The sequence below is a fragment of the Yinghuangia sp. YIM S09857 genome, from assembly GCF_051388915.1.
Lineage (GTDB): Bacteria > Actinomycetota > Actinomycetes > Streptomycetales > Streptomycetaceae > Yinghuangia.
The window spans coordinates 79,221-100,112 of record NZ_JBPKBH010000014.1; the positions used below are offsets into that span (position 1 = coordinate 79,221).

Genomic DNA, 20,892 nt, shown 5'->3' on the forward strand with positions numbered 1-20,892 from the left:
CCGCCCCACCGCGAAGGACAGTCCACAGGCGCTACAAGGCGGACTCCCGGGGAAGCAGACGCCACCGTGTGGTGGGAATCGGTCACTCCGCTTCGGATCGCAACAGCCGCCGCCAACCGCGCCGTGACGCCCACTGCCCGGTCGCCGACCACGCCGCCGCGCGGCGCGAGTGTGGGAGGTTCCGCACGGCCGTCCGCTCGCGGCGGCCGCTGCTCCCCCGACTCGAACACAGCCCAACACCCCCACCGCCTCGCACCGACCGCGGCTCCGCCGGACGCCGCGCAGCGCGGCCCGCTCACGGCGACCCCTGCACCCCCAGCTCGAACACCGCCCAACCACCCCCACCGCCTCGCACCGACCGCGGCTCCGCCGGACGCCGCGCAGCACGGCCCGCTCACGGCGACCCCTGCACCCCCAGCTCGAACACCGCCCAACCACCCCCACCGCCTCGCACCGACCGCGGCTCCGCCGGACGCCGCGCAGCACGGCCCGCTCACGGCGACCCCTGCACCCCCAGCTCGAACACCGCCCAACCACCCCCACCGCCTCGCACCGACCGCGGCTCCGCCGGACGCCGCGCAGCACGGCCCGCTCACGGCGACCCCTGCACCCCCAGCTCGAACACCGCCCAACCACCCCCACCGCCTCGCACCGACCGCGGCTCCGCCGGACGCCGCGCAGCCTCACCAAAGACCTCTCCCGCGAATCGATGGGTGCGTGGTGTGGACGCAACACCGCCTGCCCCCGCCGTTCGGTCTCCGATCTCGCGTTGCGGAAGGGCGGGTTTGGGGACTCCGTCGGGTGGGGGGTATCTGCGAGGATGGGGCGGTGAGTGAATCGACGGCGGATCAGAGCCGCTCCTTTTATGACGCGGTGGGCGGCGAGGAGACCTTCGTCAAGTTGGTGCACCGGTTCTACGAGGGCGTGCGGGCCGATCCGCTGCTGCGGCCGATGTATCCGGAAGAGGATCTGGCCGGGGCCGAGGAGCGGTTGCGGCTGTTTCTGATGCAGTACTGGGGCGGGCCCCGGACGTACAGCGACTCGCGCGGGCACCCGCGACTCCGCATGCGGCACGCGCCGTTCGCGGTGACGCCCGCGGCGCGCGACGCGTGGCTGCGGCACATGCGTACCGCCGTCGACGAACTCGCGCTCGCCGAGCCCTATCGCACCCAGTTGTGGGACTACCTCGTGTACGCCGCGGAGTCGATGGTGAACCGCGCGGAGTGACGGCACGGCGCGGTGGACCGGCCGGGGTGATCCCGGGATCGGGGAGTCTGCGGAGGTGACGGCACGTGGATGCGACCGGGCAGTGGTGGCGGGACGCGGTGTTCTACCAGGTGTACCCGCGCAGCTTCGCCGACTCCGACGGTGACGGCGTCGGCGACCTGCCCGGCGTCGTGGAACGCCTCCCGCATCTGCGCGACCTCGGCGTCGACGCCCTGTGGCTCAGCCCGTTCTACCCCTCGCCGATGGCCGACGCCGGGTACGACGTCGCCGATCCGCGCGGTGTGGACCCGCTGTTCGGGACGCTCGCCGACTTCGACCGGCTGGTCGACCGCGCGCACGCGCTCGGCCTGCGCGTCGTCATCGACATCGTGCCGAACCACACGTCCCACGAACACGCCTGGTTCCGCGCCGCGCTCGCCTCCCCGCCCGGTTCCTGCGAACGCTCGCGCTACCTCTTCCGCGACGGGCGCGGAGCGGACGGCGGGGAGCCGCCCAACGACTGGACCTCGCAGTTCGGCGGTCCGGCATGGACCCGTGTCCGCGAAGCTGACGGCAGCCCCGGCCAGTGGTACCTGCACCTGTACGCGCCGGAGCAGCCGGACCTGAACTGGCGCAATCTGGAAGTGCGTTCCGAGTACCTGTCGATTCTGCGGCACTGGCTCGACCGCGGCGTGGACGGCTTCCGCATCGACGTCGCGCACGGGCTCCTCAAGGCCGTCGGCCTGCCGGACGCCGGCACCGTCCCCCAGGGCTGGGAAGGCCGCATGCACCACCGGTTGCCCTACTGGGACCAGCCCGAGGTGCACGACGTCTATCGCGGCTGGCGGCGCGTCCTCGACGAGTACGGCGGGCAGCGGATCGCGGTCGCCGAGGCGTGGGTGCCGCACCCGGACCGGCTGGCCGCGTACACCCGCCCCGACGAGCTGCACCAGGCGTTCAACTTCCCCTACTTGATGGCCGGTTGGGACGCCGGGCGGATCCGCGCCGTGGTCGACGCGTCGCTCGACGCCGCGCACCGCGTGGGTGCGCCGCCGACGTGGGTGCTGGCCAACCACGACGTGCCGCGGGCGCCGACGCGCCTCGGCGGACTGGACCGCGCGCTCGCGGCGCTGCTCCTCGAACTCGCGCTGCCCGGCTCCGTGTACCTCTACCAGGGCGAGGAACTGGGCCTGGAGGAGGTCGTGGACCTGCCGGACGACGTACGGCAGGACCCGGTCTTCCTGCGGTCCGGCGGAACGCTGCGGGGGCGCGACGGGTGCCGCGTACCACTGCCGTGGTCGGCGGACGGGGCCTCGATGGGGTTCTCGCCGAACGGGCGGGCATGGCTGCCGCAGCCGGCCGGGTGGCGCGCGCTGACCGCGGAGGCGCAGGTGCGGGACCCGGCGTCGACGCTGAGTCTGTACCGGCGTGCGCTGCGCCTGCGCCGCGAACACCCGGCGCTGGGCGGCGACGGTGTGCTGACGTGGCTTCAGTCCCCGGAGGGGACACTGGCGTTCGAGCGCGCTCCCGGGTTCGTGTGCTTCGCCAATCTGACGGACGCCCCGGTCACGGTGCCGCCGATCGGCGCCCTGCTGGAGGCCAGCGCGCCCGTGGACGCCGCGCCGGACGGGGGCCACGTGCTGCCCGGACACACGACTTCCTGGTGGAGCGTGGGCGGGTAGTCCGCCGCGGTCGCGGCTGGTGTGCGTGCGGGGCTGCGGTTTCTCGCGTGTGGGCAAGTTCGGCCGACGTTGCGAGGGGTTGCGAGGCGTTGCGAGGGGTTGCGAGGCGTTGCGAGGCGTTGCGAGGCCCTGCGAGGCGTTGCGAGGCGTTGCGTACATGCCAAGGGCGGTCTCCTGGGGGTGAGACCGCCCTTGCCGGGATGCTCCCCACATGCCGTCCCCCCCTCGGGTCGGCACGCGGGGTCCCGCGGTCCGCCGGCGCTTCACGGGGTTGTCCGGCGGGCTGGAACCAGATTGGCGACGGCTCCGGCGGCGTCGCTATGGGATGGGGACAGCGGTTACCTGTCCAGGACACAGGAGTTGCGTGCCGCGCACGTTCGTACATGTCCGGTGACACGAAACGGCCCGACGGGGATGGGGAGTGTATGTCACGCAAAGGGGCGCGCGATAGACCAAGATTCACATCTCGGACTATCACGCGCCCCGTGCCGCACGGCCACTGACGCTCAGTCAGCGACCGTGCGGTCCGTGCCGTCGATGCATTCCGTGCGCTGCGTGCTTTCTGTGCGTGGCACGCGTCGCGAGCCGGTCGGACGCTGCCGTCAGACCAGCGCCTCGTCGCGCTCGCGGCCCGGCCCCTCGGTGCCGTCCGAGTCGCCGACGGCCGGCTCCTCGGCCCGCTTGGCGAGCTGGCTCGGCCACCAGATCTTCGGCCCGATGTCGTGCGTCAGCGCGGTGACCAGCACCGAGCGGACGATGAACGTGTCGAGCAGAACACCCAGCGCCACCGCGAAGCCCATCTCCACGAAGGTGACGAGCGGCATCGTGGTGAACACCGCGAACGTCGCCGCCAGCACCAGGCCGGCCGAGGTGATGACGCCCCCGGTCGCCTCCAGGCCCACGATCGCGCCCTTGCGGGTACCGCGCTTCAACGCCTCCTCGCGCACCCGGTGCATGAGGAAGATGTTGTAGTCGATGCCCAGCGCGACCAGGAACACGAAGATGAACAGCGGCATGCCGACGTCCATGCCCGCGAACCCGAACACGTGGTTGAAGATCAGCGAGCTGATGCCCAGGGCCGCCGCGAACGACAGGACCACGGTCGCGATCAGGATCACCGGCGCCAGGATCGAGCGGAGCAGGAGGCACAGCACGATCAGCACGGCGAGCAGGATCAGCGGAATGATGACCTTGTCGTCGTGTTCGGACGCCTTCTCCATGTCCAGCGCCATCGCGGGTCCGCCGCCGACCTTGGCGTCCGCACCCGGCAGCGCGTGCACCGCGTCGCGTACGCGCTCCACCGTCTCGCGGGCGGCCTCGGTGTCGGGGCCGTCCGAGGTGGTGGCGTACAGCTCGACCTTGCCGTTCTTGGGCGGCCCGGCCGGGGCGACCCCCTCGGGCGCGATGCCCTCGGTGGCCTGGATCGTGTCGATGAGCTGCTTCTGCTGCGCCTCGGCGCCGATCACGACGATCGGGTCGCCGGAGCCGAGCGCGAAGGACTTCGCCGCGATCTCCATGCCCTTGATCGACTCGGGCTTGCTGGTGAACTGGTCCTTGAACTCGACGCCGGAGGCCTTGAGGCCCATGAGCCCCATCGAGAACGCCGCGAGCACGACCGCGGTGACCACCCACACCGAGCGCGAGCGCTTCTCGATGAGCGCGCCCACCCGGGTCCACACGCTGTTCTTGTGCGACTGCTCGGTGCCGACGTGCGGGATCTTGGGCCAGAACGCCCAGCGTCCGAAGATCACCAGCAGGGCCGGGAGCAGCGTGGTCATGACCAGCAGGCCGACCGCGATGCCGATGGCGCACACCGGGCCGAGGCCCTGCGTGGAGTTCATCTCGGCGGCCAGCAGGACCAGCATGCTCAGCGCCACGGTGGCGGCGCTCGCGATGATGGCCGGGCCCGCGCGGTGCAGCGCGTGCGCCATGGCCTCGTGGCGGTCCTCGTAGTTGCGCAGCTCCTCGCGGTAGCGCGCGATCAGGAGCAGGGCGTAGTCCGTCCCGGCTCCGAAGATCATGATGTTGAGGACCGCGTAGCTCTGGCCGTTCACGGTGATGCCGGCCTTGGTCGCGAGGTACACGACCGCCCACGCGGCGAACATCGCGAACACCGCGGAGATCAGCGGCACGAACCACAGGACCGGCGAGCGGTACGTCAGCAGCAGGATGATGATGACCACTGCCATCGTGAACATCAGCAGCGTGCCGTCGATGCCCTCGAACGCGGCGGCCTGGTCGGCACCGATGCCGGCCGGGCCGGCGGTGAACGACTCAAGGCCCGCGGGTGCGCCCTCGTCCGCGATCTTGCGGATCTCCTTGACGGCCTCGTTGAGGTCCTCCCAGCCGCCGTCCTTGATCGCGATCGGGATCTCGATCTGCGCCGTCGTGTTGTCGGCGCTGTAGTCGGCGGTCAGGTTCTCGCCGGCCACGCCCTCGACGTCGAGGTACCGCGCCTGGTCGTCGGCGATCGCCTGGCGGTCCTGGTCGGACAGCCCGCCCGGACGGTAGTAGATCTCATTGGCGTTCGCGATCGTGTCCTCGCGGAAGTCCTTCTGCTCCTCGACCACCTTGGTGGACTCGGCGCTGCCGGGCAGCCACGCGGACATCTCGTTGTCCTGCGCACCGGACAGCTTCCCGGCGAGCGGGAACAGCGCCACGATGATGACGATCCAGCCGATGAACACGACCCATTTACTGCGGCGCCCGCATGGCAGTGCGGATAGCGCCTTCCAACTCTTCATCTAGCCCCCACAAACGCGATATGTCGCGAGCCTTCTCACCGGACACGATGTATCGCGTCTGCGCAAGGTGTCAAGGAAACAATCAGCCGGTTGGCGAAGTGATCGCTTTGCATGTCGGATGGCCCACTATTGGTCCAGACCATGACACGATCCGGGCCGGGCACAATCGACAATCCAACAGGCCGCGGACCCCTGCGCGCCATCCTTTTTACGCGCGTCACCCCATGGCGGACGTGATCAGCGCAACGGGAGCCGGGTGGGGGGTGTGGGTGCCGCCGACTGCCGTCGGCTGCCGCCGCGGTTCTGCTCGGGGGTGCGGCGTGATCAGGCGGGTACGGCGTGGGCGTGGGCGCGACGTGGGCACCCTACGCGTGTGATCAGGGGGCGCCGCGGCCGTAGTGCAGGGGCGACCACCCGGCGAGCCACACGAATCCGGCAGCGAACAACGCCAGGACGACCACCAGCGTTCGGCCGCGCAACCGGGTCGCCGCGGCGATGAACATCGGGAACGCCGTCCACACGAAGCGCGGCTTGCTGCCCTGCGCGGACGCCGTGAACGACAACAGCAGGATCCCGAGCGTGAACACGGTGATCGCGGGCGGGAACTTCTCGCGCAGCAGCCAGACCACGCCGATGACGGCCAGCACGAAGAACACCGTGTGCATCAGGTTCTGCGCCGGTTCCTCGCGAACCGCCGGGTCGAGCCACAGCACACGTTTGACTGTGTTGACACCCCAGTCGGTGTGCTGGTCCCAGCCCTGGTCCTGGGTCTTGAACCAAAACCGCGCGTCGTCGTACCGCAGCGTGCCCCACAGCAGGTACGCCGCCCCGCCGATCGGCGACAGCAACGGCGCCCACAGCGCCTTCCAATCGCGCTCGCGGTGGATCGCGATCCCGGCCGCGACCGCGCACGCGGCGCACAGCGTCACCATGTTGGGCCGCACCGCGGTGCCGATCCCGGCCAACACCCCGGCGAGCACCCACTGCTTGCGCAGCAGCGCGAGCAGGCAGAAAGCGGCGAGCAGTGCGGCGAGCGACTCCGCGTACAGGAACCCGAAGACGAACGCGCCGGGAAACAGGCAGTACAGCAGCACCGCGCGGTCCGCGACGCGGCGGCCGCGCAGGTGGTCGGCGAGCTTCCACACCGCGTACGAGCTGGCCGCGCCCAACACGACCGAGACGATCAGCGCGGCGAGGACGTAGCGCCCGCCGAGCGGCACCGCCACCGCCTTGACGATCATCGGCAGCAGCGGGAAGAACGCCGTGTTGTTGGCCTTGACCGAACCGTCGGCGTCGAGCGGCAGTTGGTCGGGGTAGCCGAAGCGGGCGATGTCGAGGTAGTTCGACGCGTCCTTGAAGATGAAGTGCAGTTCCCAGCCGTGGTACTTGCGGCGCTCGACCGAGGGCACATAACGCACGTTGCGGTCGCCGAGCCAGGCCCACACGCCGAGCGTGAGGATCCACGTGGAGGCGTATGCGAGCAGCGGGAAGGCCCACGGTCGGGGCAGACGGTCGCTCAGCGGGCGGGGCTCCCCGCCGGTCGGCTCGGCCGTCTTTACGGTGGTGTGCGCGCTCATCCCCAGCCTTCGGCGGTCATTCGGCGATCACTTGGGCGGTGTTTGTCGGTGTTTCTGTCGGTGTCTCTGGCGGTGTCTCGGGCTGTCGGTCCTGCGGTGGGTGGGGCGGTGGTTCGGGTGTGGCGGTGGTTCGGGTGGGGCGGTGGTTCGGGTGGGGCGGTGGGGGCTGAGTTCTGGTTCGAGCGGGGCTCGGTTCTGGTTCGGGTGGGCTCGGATGCCCGGTGGTGCCGGGTCGGCTTCGGATCAGCCCCGCGGTCGGACGAGACGATATGGCTTCTGGTGCCGCTCCTCCTCATGTCCCCGTGCGGCCGGGGTCAGCGCGGGACGAACAGGCTCGGGCCGCCGGATCTGCGCACCGACACCGAGCCGTACGGCGCGTCGAGCCGCAGCCAGCCGCCCACCGACAACACGGTGGCCTCGGCCCCCGCGTCGACCGAGCCCAGGAAGCCGAGGGACGCGGCCGCGTGTGCCGCGCGCAGCGGCAGGTGTGTACCGGGGACGCCGCTCAGCGCACGGCTCCACACGTCCTCGGCCATCCGGTCGAGGGCCGCGCGGGTCCGCTCCTCTGCCGCCAGCGCCTCGGTACGCCCGCGGAACCGCCCGACCGCCTCCGCGACTTCGCGGACCAGCCCGGCGATCGGCAGCGACGCAAGTTGCGCCCACCCGGTGCGCGGCGGAAGCATCGCGGTCCACGGCGGCCCCGTCACCTCGGGCGGCACGTCCACGACGGCTGTGGTCTTGGGGTGGTCGGACCGGTCCGCGTCGGGGTGGCCGACGCCGGGATGGCCGCCCTTGGATTGGGCGCCCTCGGACTCGCCGCCTTCGGACTTCCCGCCCCCGGATTCGGCGTCCTCGGGTCCGGCGTCCTCGGACTTGGCGCCCTCAGATTTCACGTCCTCAGACGTCGCGTCCCCGGAGTTCGCGTCCCCGGAGTTCGCGCCCCTGCTCCCCTCCTCCACCGCGGCCAGCGCGTCCAGCAGGCGCCCGGCCGACACCGTGGCGTCGAGGCGTACGGGATCGGCCAGTTCGGTCGTGCGCAGCGCGACCACGCCGGACGTGCCGCCGCCGAACGGGACGCGGCCGAAGGTGCCGAGCACCGCGCCGTCGGCCCGCAGGTGGACGACCGCGGCCCGGTCGTACCGCAGCAGGCGCACGAGGTAACCGGCGAGGTCCGCGAGGGCGGACCCGTCGACAAGGTGCAGGGCTGTCATGGTGGTGGTCAGGCCTCCAGGAAGCCTTCGAGGTAGCGCCGCTCCTCTTGGTTGATCCGGCGCGGCCGCTGGTCGTCCAGCGCGTACGGCACCAGAACGGACGCCGCACGGGCGTAGACGTGGTCGTCGTCCAGGATTTCGTACGCCAGTCGGAACTGCGCGGCCCTGATCTCGGTCACCCATGTCTCGATGCGGATCGGCTCCGGCCGCCACACGAGCGGGTGCCGGTAGTCGATCTCATGCCGGGCGATCACCACGCCCTCGGCGAGGGTCTTGGCCCCCTCGCGCTGGCCGAGCGTGAACATCATGTCCACGCGCGCCTCCTCCAGGTAGCGGAGGTACTGGACGTTGTTGACGTGCCGGTAGGCGTCCATGTCGGACCACCGCAGGGTCGCCTGGTACACGTGCCTGGCCACGATCGGCCCTCTCTGTGCTGGAGCCCGGGGTCGCACGGCGCGGCCCCGGTGGAGCCCGGGGTCGCACGGCGCGGCCCCCGTCCCGGATTCTCGCGTTCCTCGCGCAAGCGACAGGGACGGGGGCCGCTTCCCCGCGTCAGCCGCGGGTGAGCTTCTTGTACGTCGCGCGGTGCGGACGGGCCGCCTCCACGCCCAGGCGCTCGACCTTGTTCTTCTCGTACGAGTCGAAGTTGCCCTCGAACCAGAACCACTTGGACTCGCCCTCGTAGGCGAGGATGTGGGTCGCCACGCGGTCCAGGAACCACCGGTCGTGGGAGACGACCACGGCGCAGCCGGGGAATTCCAGCAGCGCGTTCTCCAGCGACGACAGGGTCTCGACGTCGAGGTCGTTGGTCGGCTCGTCGAGGAGCAGCAGGTTGCCGCCCTGCTTCAGGGTGAGCGCGAGGTTGAGGCGGTTGCGCTCACCGCCTGACAGCACGCCCGCGGGCTTCTGCTGATCCGGGCCCTTGAAACCGAACGCGGACACGTAGGCGCGCGACGGCATTTCGACCTGTCCGACGTTGATGTAGTCGAGGCCGTCGGAGACGACCTCCCACAGCGTCTTCTTCGGGTCGATGTTGGAGCGGCCCTGGTCGACGTACGAGATCTTGACGGTCTCGCCGACCTTGATGCTGCCGTCGTCGGGGGTCTCGTCGCCGATCAGCATCTTGAACAGCGTGGTCTTGCCCGCGCCGTTGGGACCGATGATGCCGACGATGCCGTTGCGCGGCAGCGTGAACGACATGTCGTCGATCAGCACCTTCTCGCCGAACGCCTTGTTGAGCTGGTCGACCTCGATGACCACGTTGCCCAGGCGCGGGCCCGGCGGGATCTGGATCTCCTCGAAGTCCAGCTTCCGCATCTTGTCGGCCTCGGCCGCCATCTCCTCGTAACGCGCGAGGCGGGCCTTGCTCTTGGCCTGCCGCCCCTTGGCGTTGGAGCGGACCCACTCCAGTTCGTCCTTGAGCCGCTTGGCGCGCTTCGCGTCCTTCTGGCCCTCGACCTTGAGACGGGTCTGCTTGGTCTCAAGGTACGTGGAGTAGTTGCCCTCGTAGGGGAAGGCGCGGCCCCGGTCGAGTTCGAGGATCCACTGCGCGACGTTGTCGAGGAAGTACCGGTCGTGGGTGACCGCGACGACGGTGCCGGCGTACTTCTCCAAGTGCTGTTCGAGCCACTGCACCGACTCGGCGTCGAGGTGGTTGGTGGGCTCGTCGAGCAGCAGCAGGTCGGGCGCCTCCAGCAGGAGCTTGCACAGCGCCACGCGGCGGCGCTCGCCGCCGGAGAGGTTGGTGACCGGCCAGTCGCCGGGCGGGCAGCCCAGCGCGTCCATCGCCTGTTCGAGCTGGGCGTCGATGTCCCACGCGTTGGCGTGGTCCAGCTCCTCCTGGAGCTTGCCCATCTCGTCCATCAGCGCGTCGGAGTAGTCGGTCGCCATGAGCTCGGCGATCTCGTTGAAGCGGTTGAGCTTGCCGAGCGTCTCCGCGGCGCCCTCCTGGACGTTCTCCAGGACCGTCTTCTCCTCGTTCAGCGGAGGCTCTTGGAGGAGCATGCCGACGCTGTAACCCGGCGACAGGAACGCGTCGCCGTTGGAGGGCTGCTCCAGACCCGCCATGATCTTGAGCACGGTCGACTTGCCCGCACCGTTGGGGCCCACGACGCCGATCTTCGCGCCGGGCAGGAAGGACAAGGTCACGTCATCGAGGATCACCTTGTCCCCGTGGGCCTTGCGGGTCTTCCTCATCGTGTAAATGAACTCCGCCATGCTCCCGATCCTAGGGTCTGTCGATATCCGCTCCGGAACGAGTGTCCTATGGCAGGACCCAGGGGAGCGAACCTGATCGTGCCGGGTATTCGCACGACCGCGCGTGACGTGCGTGCTAGCTTCGGTCGTGCTGTCGGGCGTCCGGTGCGAAGGCAGCGGGTACTTCGGAACCGATGGCCGGGGGTTGTCCTCGGCCCGGGGGTTCGAATCCCCTCGGACCGACCCAGGTCGGTCTGTGGCTGAGCGGCCAATAGCGTCGGTATAAAACCGCCGCCGACTCTGATCTCGGACGCCCCACGGCGCTCAAGGCCTGCGGCCTCCCGTGCCGCGCGCGGCCGGCGAACGCATCGAAATGCGAGCGGGGCCCGGCTGGGCCACAGTCCCGATCCCGGGATCCGCCGGTATCCGCTCCGGACGAGTGTCCTACGCCGCACGCGCCCGAGGCGAATCGGATTCCGTTCGGCCTCCCGGGGTGTGACCCGCGTCGCGTTCCCGGCGCGGGGCGCGGGTGAAGTGCGAGGTCCCCCGTGTCAGATCGTGGCCGAGTGAATACGCCTCGACCTCGACGCTGGTGTACCAGCGCTCGTCCCGCTGCCACTCGCGGATGCTGAGTCTCCCGGCGACCACGACCGGATCTCCCTTCTCCACGGAACTCATGGTGTGCTCGGCCAGCCGCCGCCACGCGACCACCGTGTAGAAGCTGGAATCACGGCTGACCCACTGGTTCGCGTCGCGGTCGAACCTGCGCGGGGAGACGCCGAGGCGGAAGCGTGCCATGGGCACACCGGTGTTGGTGAGCGACGTGCGTACCTCGCTCACGACGTTGCCGATGAGCGTGACGTAGGTGTCGTTCACGACGGGCCTCCCGAGGGTGCGGATCGTCGGCGTCGCGTTGCCGTGCCTCAACCATCCACCAGCCCGGAGGGTCCGATCGGCCGCCGGCACAAATCTGTGGACAACGGTCGGCCGCCGGATCCGTGATCGAACGGATCTGCGAGAAACGTGGCGGGTGAGGGGCCTGGAACCGTTCGGCGCGCGTGGCGCAAGCCCCCGGAAGGGTGGCGCCTTGTCCACAGATTTCCGGAAGGCGGTTGCGGGGGTTGGGGGTTGCAGACGATCGCGGGCACCGCTGCGATCGGTTTCGGATCGGAGATCGGGGCCACCGCGCGGAGGGTCAGTGGATGTGCAGCGGCTCGCGGGCCGCGACGAACAGCGCGTGCGCCTCGCGGTAGCGCTCCAGTTCGCCGTTGGCGGGCTCGACGAGGTGTTCGTCGACGACATCCACGACCCGGCCGACCAACTGCCGCTCGGCTGCCTCCCGCCACTCCCTCTCGGCATCAGCACGCCATACCTGCTCTGCGTACGTCGCCCCCACCGCCGACACGATGCCCAGGAGCAGCGGGAGGAGTGCCGCGTACCAGCCGTTCCAAGGGCCGACCGGCTCGACGTCGGCCAAGGCGAGGACGACGCCGACGATCCCCAGGCACGCCAGGCCCACGCCCGCCCGACGGACGACGGCTGCCGCGCGCACCTTGCCGGGCATCGCGGGCGCGCCGGTCGGAGCCGTCGACAGTTCGGCCTCCAGCGCTGCCGGGACGCGCCGAGCGCCGCGGCCGAGCGCGCGGCGGACCTCGGCCGCCCAGCGCTCCGGGAGGCCGCGCGTGAGTTCGGCGGCGGCATCGCGTACGGCCAGGTCGACGCGGTGCGTCTGCACCGGGACCCGCCCGAGCGAGCAGCCCCCGCCGCGGTCCGTCCGCTCCCCCGCTGGCTCGGTCGCCCCTACTGCCGGAATCCGAGTAGTTGCGGATGCTGCCATTACGGCGCCGAGGCCGGCCGCCGTCCCGAGCCCGTCGACGAGTTGCGCGCGCACGCGTCCCGACACCGGCTCGGCGCCCGGCACCACGCCGGTGAACTCGGGGTCGAAGCTTTCCGCGACGCGGTCGAGGTCTGCCGACACGCGCAGTACGGCGGCACGGCGGCCCGCGGCGACGGCCGTGACGATGTCGCGCAGTTCGCGCACCCCTTCTCCGGTGGCGGCGGACGTCGCGACGAGCCGCACGTCCGGCAGCCCGTCGGCCGCCAGCAGTTTCCGCAGGTCGGCGAGGCAGTCGTCGGCGGTGCCGGGCGGCAGTCTGTCGATCTGGTTCAGCACGATTGTCATGACGTCCGTGTGCCGGGCGAGTGGCCGCAAGTAACGCTCGTGGACGGCCGCGTCCGCGTACTTCTGCGGGTCGAGCACCCAGATCAGGTGGTCGGACGCGGCGACAAAGCCGTCGACCTCGTCGCGGTGGTCGGTCTCGACGGAATCGTGGTCGGGCAGGTCGACGAGGACGAGGCGGGACATCACGGGGTCTTGCAGCGTGCCGGTGCTGTCGAGCGCGCCGTGCCTTGGGATCTGCCGGGCGCGGGGAACGCCGAGCAGGTCGAGCAGCGGACGAGCGCTCTCCAGGTCCCATGCGCAAGCCAGCGCCGTCGCCGTCGTCGGACGCCGTGCCCCGGTCTGCGACAGGTCGAGCCCGACAAGCGCGTTGAACAACGACGACTTCCCGGACCCTGTGCCGCCCGCAAGTGCAACGGCGGCGTGCTGGGGTGCGGTGCGCAGGCGCGCGTCCGCCCGGTCGAGCAACGCGCGTGCCTCGGCCAGGTGTTGCGCAGGCAGGCGACCTTCGGCCGCGACCGTCATGCGCTCAAGGGCGGACAAGCGGGCGAGTAGGCGCGACGGCTCCTCCGCGGTGCCGTAGTCGTGGCCGGGGTACGGCCCGGGCACGAAGCGCTCGGTCGTCCCGCTCACCCGGCGGCCCTCCGTCTTGCCGTGTCCGCCGCTACTGTGTTCGCCGTCGCGGCCATGGCCTCGCGCAGCCCGTCGCCTGGCTTGGTGCGCAGCGCCGTGACGGCGCGCATGTGCAGGTCCCGCTGGGCGTCGAGCAGTTCGGCGGCCAGGCCGCGCACCGACGCGCGCAGGGGGACCACCTCGTGGCCGAGTGCGGGCGGGAGTGCCGCGCGCGCCTGCGTTCCGGCGTCGTTCGCGCCGCGCGCTTCGCCGGTGGGGCCGGCAGCGGCCGTGCCCTCGGTGGTCGTGCCGGGGGCGGCTCCGCCGACTGCGCCGGAGTTGCCGCCCCTCTCGCCGCCTCCGCCGATGCCGTCGATGTCCCCCGCATCGTCGGCGAGCGCGGCGGTCATCAGAAGTACCTTTGTCAACCTACTTCTTGACATTCCGTCAGGCACCCGGGCGGCAGCCCCATTCCGCCACGCGGCGGCCGCCCGCGCTGCGGCAGTCGCTTCGGCCTCGGTCCCGCCTTCGGCCGCTTCCGTGTCCCCCGGTCTCGGCGCATTGGCGGGCGTCCCGTCACCGACCAAGGCCGACCCGCCCGGCCTGTCTAGCCAGCATCTCGACGTCAGCCCGGCGGCGCGCTCCGCCACGTCGCGGAACAGGGTCTCGACGCCCTCCACCAGCACCGCTTCCATCGCCGCCGCGCCGGAATCAGGCAGCCCCGCCGACACCCACGCGCGCCAGTGCGCGAGGACGTCTCCGGTCAGCACCGAGCCGCCGCAAAGGGCGCTGTCGACGTGGCGGCGGGCTGCCGCGTACGCGCGGTCCACGCACACGGCCAGCGCGCCCGCGGCCTCGTGCTGCCGTACCGCACCCATGCCGAGCACACGGGCGCGCTCTGGCAGGCTGCCCAGAACGCCGCCGAGCGTCCGCCGTACGGCCGCATCGCGCGTACCGGCGTCCGTCGCCCGGTCGTACAGCCAATTGCGGACAGGGGCGACCTGATCCCGCGTCAGCATGCGTCTGACCAGGGTCGTTTCCGGGAGCGCGAACAGCGGGACGCTGCCGAGCCCGGTGCTCGCCAGCAACGCCTCGAAATGCGGGCGGACCTCGTCGAGGTCGCCGTCCGGCACCCTGTTGAGCACGATCGCGATCTCGGTCGCGCGGTCCCCGGCGATTCGCAGGAGGTGCCAGGGGACGGCGTCCGCGTAGCGCGCGGCGGTCGTGACGAACAGCCAGACGTCCGCCGCACCGAGCAGGCGTACCGCGAGCGCGCGGTTGGTGTCATCGATCGAGTCGATGTCCGGGATGTCGAGAACCGCCAGGCCCTCGGGCACACGGTCGTCCACTTGGAGCACCAGGGCGGGGCCCTGGCCGGGCGTCCGCGTCGGGCGCGCGATGCGACGGAGCCCGGGGAGCACGCGCGTGCCGGAGAACCAGCGCCGGTCCGCCGCCCGGCATACGAGGACGGGCACGCGCGTGGTGGGCCGCAATACGCCTGCGGGGCTGACCTCGCGTCCGACCAGGGAGTTCACGAGGGTCGAGCGGCCCGCCCCGGTCGATCCCCCGACGACCGCGAGCAGCGGCGCCTCGGGGTGGCGCAGGCGGGGCAGCACGTAGTCGTCGAGCTGGGCGACCAGTTCGGTGCGCGTACGCCTGTCCTCGTCGGCGCCCGGCAGGCCCAGCGGCAGAGGCAGCTCGTCGGCCTCGTCCCGGAGCCTGGCCACCGCGGCGGACAGTCCCTCGCCCGCGGGGCTCACCACGTCATCACCACGACTGCTCAATCCCCAGAAATCCGGGAAAATCACCCATCCGTTTCGGTGACGCTTGTCAGTGACGCGCGCTGTCAGGCCCGGGATGTGCGCATGCCGGTTCCCCCGCAAGCCGCATGGGTCACGTCGGCCTCGTCGGACCTGTCGGCCCCGTTTGACCTCACCGACCATGTCGGCCCCGTCAGTTGCGTCGGTCCCGCCCGAGCGACCGTCATACAGGCGGCAGCGACACAACGACGCCTTCGCGCGACGACTGCCGCGCGGCCTCGATGACCTCCAGAACCGTGATCGACTCGGCAAGCGGCACCGGCGACGCGGCGCCGTCCCGCAACGTCGCCGCGACCTCGCGGTAAAACTCCTGGTAGGCGCCGGGCATCGTACGCAGAGGGCGGGCGTCCTCGGGCGTACCCATCTTCCCCCAGGCCTCGTCCGTCTCCTCGCCCCAGTCGGCGGCGTCGGGCGTGCCGCCTGCGCGCAGCGCGGCCTCCTGCACGTCCATGCCGAACTTCACGTACGACGCCTTGCTGCCGAGCACCCGGAAGCGAGGGCCGATGTCGGCCGCAGTCGCACTCATCCACAAGTGCGAGCGCACGCCGCCCGCATGGGTCAGGGCCACGAAGGAATCGTCGTCGACCGCGACACCCGGGCGACTGAGGTCGAGTTCGGCGTACACGCGCTCGGGGCGTCCGAACAACGCAACCGCCTGGTCGATGAGGTGGCTGCCGAGGTCGTACAGGATCCCGCCGAGGGCGGCCGGGTCGGCGTCCTCCTTCCAGCCGCCGAGCGCAGGCTGCGGCCGCCACCGTTCGAAACGCGATTCAAAGCGCAGTACGTCGCCGAGCTCGCCCCCCTCCATCAGGTGCCGCACGGTACGGAAGTCACCGTCCCAACGCCGGTTCTGGAACACGCACAACGTCCGCCCCCGTGCCTCCGCCAGCGCGGCCAACTCCCGGCCCTCCGCGGCACTTCCGGCGAACGGCTTGTCAACGACGACATGGAGCCCGGCGTCCAGCGCCTCGCGGGCGAAAGGGGCGTGGAAGCGATTGGGCACCGTCACCACGGCGAGGTCGAACTCGTCGGCGCGGTCGAACAGCTCGGTGGCCGCGGCGACGATCTCGACGCCTTCGCCGTACCGCGCGCGGACGGCTGCGGCACGCTCGGGGTTGCCGGTGACGACCGCGGTCAACGCGAACTCCGGCAGCGCGTCCAAGAACGGCGCGTGGAATGCGGCGCCGCCCAGTCCGTAACCGATGAGCGCCGCGCGCAGCGGCTTGGTGCCGTTCATTTGTGTACGTCCTCGCAGGTGGGTGACCATGATCAGGCGGAACCGGTGCTTACGGAACCGGCAGCCGCGCACGCCGCGACCGACCGTGTCCGTTTTGCCAGGAAGCGGAACCCGCCTGATCACATTCTGGCCGCCGTCTGCGTCTGATCAGGTAACGGTCGCTGCGGCGTGGGCAGTACCAACGGCAAGCGGCTCTATTGTGTTGTGCCGCGGCCGGATCCCGTGCATGATCCTCAATCGCCCCAGCCCCCGTAGCTCAGCGGACAGAGCAGGCGCCTTCTAAGCGCTTGGTCGCAGGTTCGATTCCTGCCGGGGGCACCTCACGCCTGCGAGACCAGGGTCTGCCCTGGTCAGCATAGATCTACGCAGCGTAAAACCCCGGTAAGGGCCACACAGCGGCCACCGTGCGGAAGCGTTGCACCAAGCGCTATGGCATTGCTTTGATTTCGCGAAATCGCGGCGTTTCCTCGCACGGCCGGGCGAACTCATCGGGACGCTCGGCCTCTCGCGGAATCGCCTCGGAATGCCGGGGCGGCGCCGCTTCCGATCCGGAAGGGGCGGGCCTTCGCGCGGGTCGTACGCGACTGTGCATCCGACAACCGTGGCGACCGCGGGACGCTCCCGCCGCCGTCACCCTCTCGGGTGCAACTCGCACGGACAAATCGCGCCGGCCGCTCGCGCGGTCCGCACCGCGAGTCCCGGATCATCCCGTCGGGACCGCCGCCGCCCCGGGTTCATGCGGCCCCGACCTGCGGCCTTGCATATTCATACGGGATGATGCATAGTCTTGCCATGTCCAAGGTCCTCACCTCCCTCCCCACCGGAGAGCGCGTAGGCATCGCCTTCTCGGGCGGGCTCGACACCTCGGTCGCCGTCGCCTGGATGCGCGCCAAGGGCGCCATCCCCTGCACGTACACCGCCGACATCGGGCAGTACGACGAGCCCGACATCACGTCCGTGCCCGGCCGCGCCTCCACCTACGGCGCCGAGATCGCGCGACTCGTCGACTGCCGCGCGGCGCTCGTCGAGGAGGGCCTTGCGGCACTCGCGTGCGGCGCGTTCCACATCAGGTCGGGCGGCCGCCCGTACTTCAACACCACGCCGCTGGGCCGTGCCGTCACCGGCACCCTGCTGGTGCGCGCGATGCTTGAGGACCGGGTGCAGATCTGGGGCGACGGCTCTACCTTCAAGGGCAACGACATCGAGCGGTTCTACCGCTACGGCCTGCTCGCCAACCCGCACCTGCGGATCTACAAGCCTTGGCTGGACGCGGACTTCGTGACCGAGCTGGGCGGCCGCAAGGAGATGTCCGAGTGGCTGCTCGAACACGGGCTGCCGTATCGCGACTCGACGGAGAAGGCGTACTCGACCGACGCCAACATCTGGGGGGCCACCCACGAGGCCAAGATCCTGGAGCACCTGGACACCGGCATCGAGACCGTCGAGCCGATCATGGGCGTGCGGTTCTGGGACCCGTCGGTGGAGATCGCCGCGGAGGACGTCACGGTCGGCTTCGTCCAGGGCCGCCCGGTCAGCATCAACGGCAAGGAGTTCGCGACCCCGGTCGACCTGGTCATGGAGGCCAACGCGATCGGCGGGCGGCACGGCCTCGGCATGTCCGACCAGATCGAGAACCGGGTGATCGAGGCCAAGAGCCGCGGCATCTACGAGGCGCCGGGTATGGCCCTGCTGCACATCACCTACGAGCGCCTGCTGAACGCGACCCACAACGAGGACACGGTCGCGGCGTACCACAACGAGGGCCGCCGGCTCGGCCGACTGCTGTACGAGGGCCGCTGGCTGGACCCGCAGGCGCTGATGGTGCGTGAGTCGTTGCAGCGGTGGGTCGGCACGGCGATCACCGGCGAGGTGACGGTGCGCCTGCGGCGCGGCGAGGACTACTCGGTGCTCGACACGCGGGGTCCGGCGCTCAGCTACCACCCGGACAAGCTGTCGATGGAGCGCACCGAGGACTCGGCCTTCGGCCCGGTGGACCGGATCGGCCAGCTCACCATGCGGAATTTGGACATCGCCGACTCCCGCGCCCGGCTGGAACAGTACGCAGGCCTCGGCCTGGTCGGCACCGACCACCCGACCCCGATCGGCGCGGCACAAGCCGCCTCGACCGGCCTGATCGGCGCCATGGACAAGGGCGACGCCCAGGCCATCGCATCGCGCGGTGAGGTGTCGGAGGAAGAGGCCCTCCTCGACCGCGCCGCCATGGAGTCCGGCACGGACTGAAGCGAGTCCGGCACGGACTGAGGACGTCCGAGCCGCCGACGAGCAGCACTGTGCGACAACGATGGGCCCCGCCGAACACTCGGCAGGGCCCATCGCCGCATCGCGGCGACATCGCGATCGCACCAACGCCGTCTTCGTCGAACGCGAGGTCGAACGCGAGGTCGACGCGGCGTCGAACGCGGCCTCGAACAAGGGTGTCGAACACAGCGCGGACTACGCCGCTTCCAGTGACCAGGCGCCGATCGCGGCACGTTACGCAGACAGCAAACGTTCCCGAGGTAAGGAAGGTTCGGGCGGGCGGGGAGGCGGACGGCTCAGGTCTGGCGGGTACCGGACCAGGCGTTCCACAGGGCGGCGTATTGGCCGTTGGCCGTGACGAGTTGCTGGTGGGTGCCGATCTCCACAATTCGGCCCGCGGCCAGGACCACGATGCGATCGGCGGAAGCCGCCTGGGTCAGGCGGTGCGCGACGATCAGGGCGGTGCGTCCTTCCAGGGCCCGTGCGGCCGCCGTCTCCAGGGCGCGGGCGCCGCTGCTGCCCGCCTCCGCCGTTGCCTCGTCCAGGATGGCGACCGGCGGATCGGCGAGAACCAGTCGGGCCAGAGCCAGTTGCTGTGCCTGCGCGCCCGTCAGGGTGTGTCCTCCTGTGCCCACGACCGTGTCCAGGCCGTCGGGCAGCGCCTCGGCCCAAGTCAGCGCCCCCACCCGCTCCAGGGCCGCGCGCAGTTCGCCGTCGTCCGCGTCGGGGCGGGCGAGGCGCAGGTCGTCGGCGAGCAGCCCGGCGAAGACGTGCACCTCCTGCGTCACCAGCGCGACGGTGCGCCGCGTCGACTCCGGCCCGAGATCCGACAGTGCCACGCCGCCCACCGACACCGTCCCGCCGGACGGGGCATGCACGCCCGCGATCAATTTCGCCAGCGTCGTCTTCCCCGCGCCGCTCGCCCCCACGACCGCGACATGCTCGCCCGGCTCCAGCGCCAGGTCGACGCCCGCCAACACCTCGGGCCCGCCCGCGCCGTACGCGTGCCGCAACCCGCGCACCTCCACGGAGGCCCCCGCCGCCTCCGCCCGCCGCCCCGCATCCGGCTCCGGGTGGTCGGCCACACCCACGAGCCGGGTCAATCCCGCCGTCGCCGACTGCGCGTCGTCGAGCAGCACCAACGCACTGTTCATCGGCCCGAACAACGCGTGGAAGTACAGCGCCGCCGCGGTGGCCGTGCCGATCGATGCCGACCCGTCGCGCACCAGCAGGAACCCCGCCCCCAACACGGCCGTCAGCCCCACGAATTCGGCGATGTGCAGGCGGCAGTAGAAGCGCAGCACCAGCCCGACCCCGCGCAACTTGAGATCCATCGCCTCGGCCGAACGCCGCTCCGCCCGCGTGCGGTGCTGCCCGCCGAGCCGGAACGCGCGTACCGTCGCCGCTCCCCCGATGCTGTCCAGCAGCTGCTGCTGCCGAGCCCCCGCCGCGACGCGGCCCGCGGCGTACAGCGGAACCGCTCGCCCGACGTACCACCGCGCGGTGTGCAGTTGCACCGGCACCGCGAGCAGCGCCGCCAGCAGGAACCGCCAGTCGAGAACCGCAAGCGCCCCCAAGGTCAGCACGATCGTCAGTACCGACCGCACCAGCACCGGCAGCGCCTTGCGCACCGCCTCCGCGACCAGCGACACGTCAGCCGTGACCCGCGACGTCAGATCGCCCGAACCGGCCTTCTCCACCTGCTCCAACGGCAGACCGAGAGCACGCTCGACCACCCGCTCGCGCAGCGTCGCGAGCACCGTCTCGCCGAGGCGCGCGACCAGCGAGAAGCCGCACGCCACCGCCACGCCCTGCGCGACCGCGACCAGTACCAGCCCCACGACCGGCCAGGTCAGCGCGTCGGCCGACTTCCCGTCCGCGACGAGGTCGACGATGTGCCCGAGCAGCGGGGCGGTCGCCAACTCGATGACGGTCGCCACGACCATGACCACCAGCGCCGACCACGCGAGCACGCGGTGCGGCCGTACGAGTTCCGCGATCACTTCCCGCATCCGCGCCGACGTGGCGACCGGCAGCAACTCGCGCTCGGAGCCCGCCTCGGCCCCAACCTCAGCCCCCGCCGCGGAACCGGCCGCGGAACCCGCCGCGGAATGCGCCGCAGAACCCGCCTGTCTCCCGGCTGTTCGAGCGTCGATCGAGCCGTCCCCA

Annotated in this window: 13 protein-coding genes and 2 tRNA genes; 5 read left to right on the top strand and 10 right to left on the bottom strand. The window is 71.1% G+C overall.

The window, feature by feature from the left end; translation table 11 throughout:
* The first annotated feature begins 828 nt into the window (after nucleotides 1–828).
* Complete coding sequence (locus tag ACRX5S_RS26910; protein WP_436775687.1) at nucleotides 829–1,227, top strand: globin; 399 nt, start codon at nucleotides 829–831, stop codon at nucleotides 1,225–1,227.
* A gap of 65 nt (nucleotides 1,228–1,292) precedes the next feature.
* On the top strand, nucleotides 1,293–2,888 hold the full coding sequence (locus ACRX5S_RS26915; protein ID WP_436775688.1) for a glycoside hydrolase family 13 protein: 1,596 nt from the start codon (nucleotides 1,293–1,295) through the stop codon (nucleotides 2,886–2,888).
* A gap of 602 nt (nucleotides 2,889–3,490) precedes the next feature.
* Here the strand turns inward: ACRX5S_RS26915 and ACRX5S_RS26920 are convergent.
* The 5 genes from ACRX5S_RS26920 to ettA form a co-directional block, all read right to left on the bottom strand.
* On the bottom strand, nucleotides 3,491–5,575 hold the full coding sequence (locus ACRX5S_RS26920) for an MMPL family transporter (RefSeq protein WP_436775689.1): 2,085 nt from the start codon (nucleotides 5,573–5,575) through the stop codon (nucleotides 3,491–3,493).
* Between the two features lie 434 nt (nucleotides 5,576–6,009).
* Nucleotides 6,010–7,209, bottom strand: a complete 1,200-nt coding sequence (locus ACRX5S_RS26925) for a glycosyltransferase family 39 protein (RefSeq protein WP_436775690.1) — start codon at nucleotides 7,207–7,209, stop codon at nucleotides 6,010–6,012.
* A 314-nt stretch (nucleotides 7,210–7,523) separates the two neighbouring features.
* Nucleotides 7,524–8,420 (bottom strand): hypothetical protein, encoded by an 897-nt coding sequence (locus tag ACRX5S_RS26930; protein WP_436775691.1) that lies wholly within the window; start codon nucleotides 8,418–8,420, stop codon nucleotides 7,524–7,526.
* 8 nt (nucleotides 8,421–8,428) lie between these two features.
* Complete coding sequence (locus ACRX5S_RS26935) at nucleotides 8,429–8,836, bottom strand: acyl-CoA thioesterase (RefSeq protein ID WP_436775692.1); 408 nt, start codon at nucleotides 8,834–8,836, stop codon at nucleotides 8,429–8,431.
* A 136-nt stretch (nucleotides 8,837–8,972) separates the two neighbouring features.
* Complete coding sequence (gene ettA / locus ACRX5S_RS26940) at nucleotides 8,973–10,637, bottom strand: energy-dependent translational throttle protein EttA (RefSeq protein ID WP_436775693.1); 1,665 nt, start codon at nucleotides 10,635–10,637, stop codon at nucleotides 8,973–8,975.
* A 121-nt stretch (nucleotides 10,638–10,758) separates the two neighbouring features.
* On the opposite strand from ettA, the gene ACRX5S_RS26945 reads away from it, so the two are divergent.
* Nucleotides 10,759–10,863, top strand: a tRNA-OTHER gene (locus ACRX5S_RS26945).
* A gap of 197 nt (nucleotides 10,864–11,060) precedes the next feature.
* On the opposite strand, the gene ACRX5S_RS26950 is transcribed toward ACRX5S_RS26945, so the two are convergent.
* The 4 genes from ACRX5S_RS26950 to ACRX5S_RS26965 form a co-directional block, all read right to left on the bottom strand.
* Nucleotides 11,061–11,492 (bottom strand): single-stranded DNA-binding protein, encoded by a 432-nt coding sequence (locus tag ACRX5S_RS26950; protein WP_436775694.1) that lies wholly within the window; start codon nucleotides 11,490–11,492, stop codon nucleotides 11,061–11,063.
* A 319-nt stretch (nucleotides 11,493–11,811) separates the two neighbouring features.
* Entirely contained in the window at nucleotides 11,812–13,428 is a 1,617-nt protein-coding gene (locus ACRX5S_RS26955; RefSeq protein WP_436775695.1) for a GTPase, read from the bottom strand.
* Nucleotides 13,425–15,170 carry an ATP-binding protein gene (locus ACRX5S_RS26960; protein WP_436775696.1) on the bottom strand — a complete coding sequence of 582 codons (1,746 nt, stop codon included), beginning with the start codon at nucleotides 15,168–15,170 and terminating at the stop codon, nucleotides 13,425–13,427. The genes ACRX5S_RS26955 and ACRX5S_RS26960 overlap by 4 nt, the downstream gene beginning before the upstream one ends.
* Before the next feature lie 220 nt (nucleotides 15,171–15,390).
* Nucleotides 15,391–16,464, bottom strand: a complete 1,074-nt coding sequence (locus ACRX5S_RS26965) for a Gfo/Idh/MocA family protein (RefSeq protein WP_436775697.1) — start codon at nucleotides 16,462–16,464, stop codon at nucleotides 15,391–15,393.
* Between the two features lie 245 nt (nucleotides 16,465–16,709).
* Between ACRX5S_RS26965 and ACRX5S_RS26970 the strand changes: the two genes are divergently transcribed.
* A tRNA-Arg gene (locus ACRX5S_RS26970) sits at nucleotides 16,710–16,782 on the top strand.
* Nucleotides 16,783–17,256: 474 nt separating this feature from the next.
* Nucleotides 17,257–18,705: an argininosuccinate synthase gene (gene argG / locus ACRX5S_RS26975; protein WP_436775698.1), complete on the top strand. Its 1,449-nt coding sequence runs from the start codon at nucleotides 17,257–17,259 to the stop codon at nucleotides 18,703–18,705.
* Nucleotides 18,706–19,019: 314 nt separating this feature from the next.
* On the opposite strand, the gene ACRX5S_RS26980 is transcribed toward argG, so the two are convergent.
* The gene (locus tag ACRX5S_RS26980; protein WP_436775699.1) at nucleotides 19,020–20,735 is read right to left on the bottom strand and encodes an ABC transporter ATP-binding protein; all 1,716 of its coding nucleotides are present in this window, start codon (nucleotides 20,733–20,735) and stop codon (nucleotides 19,020–19,022) included.
* Nucleotides 20,736–20,892: the final 157 nt, after the last annotated feature.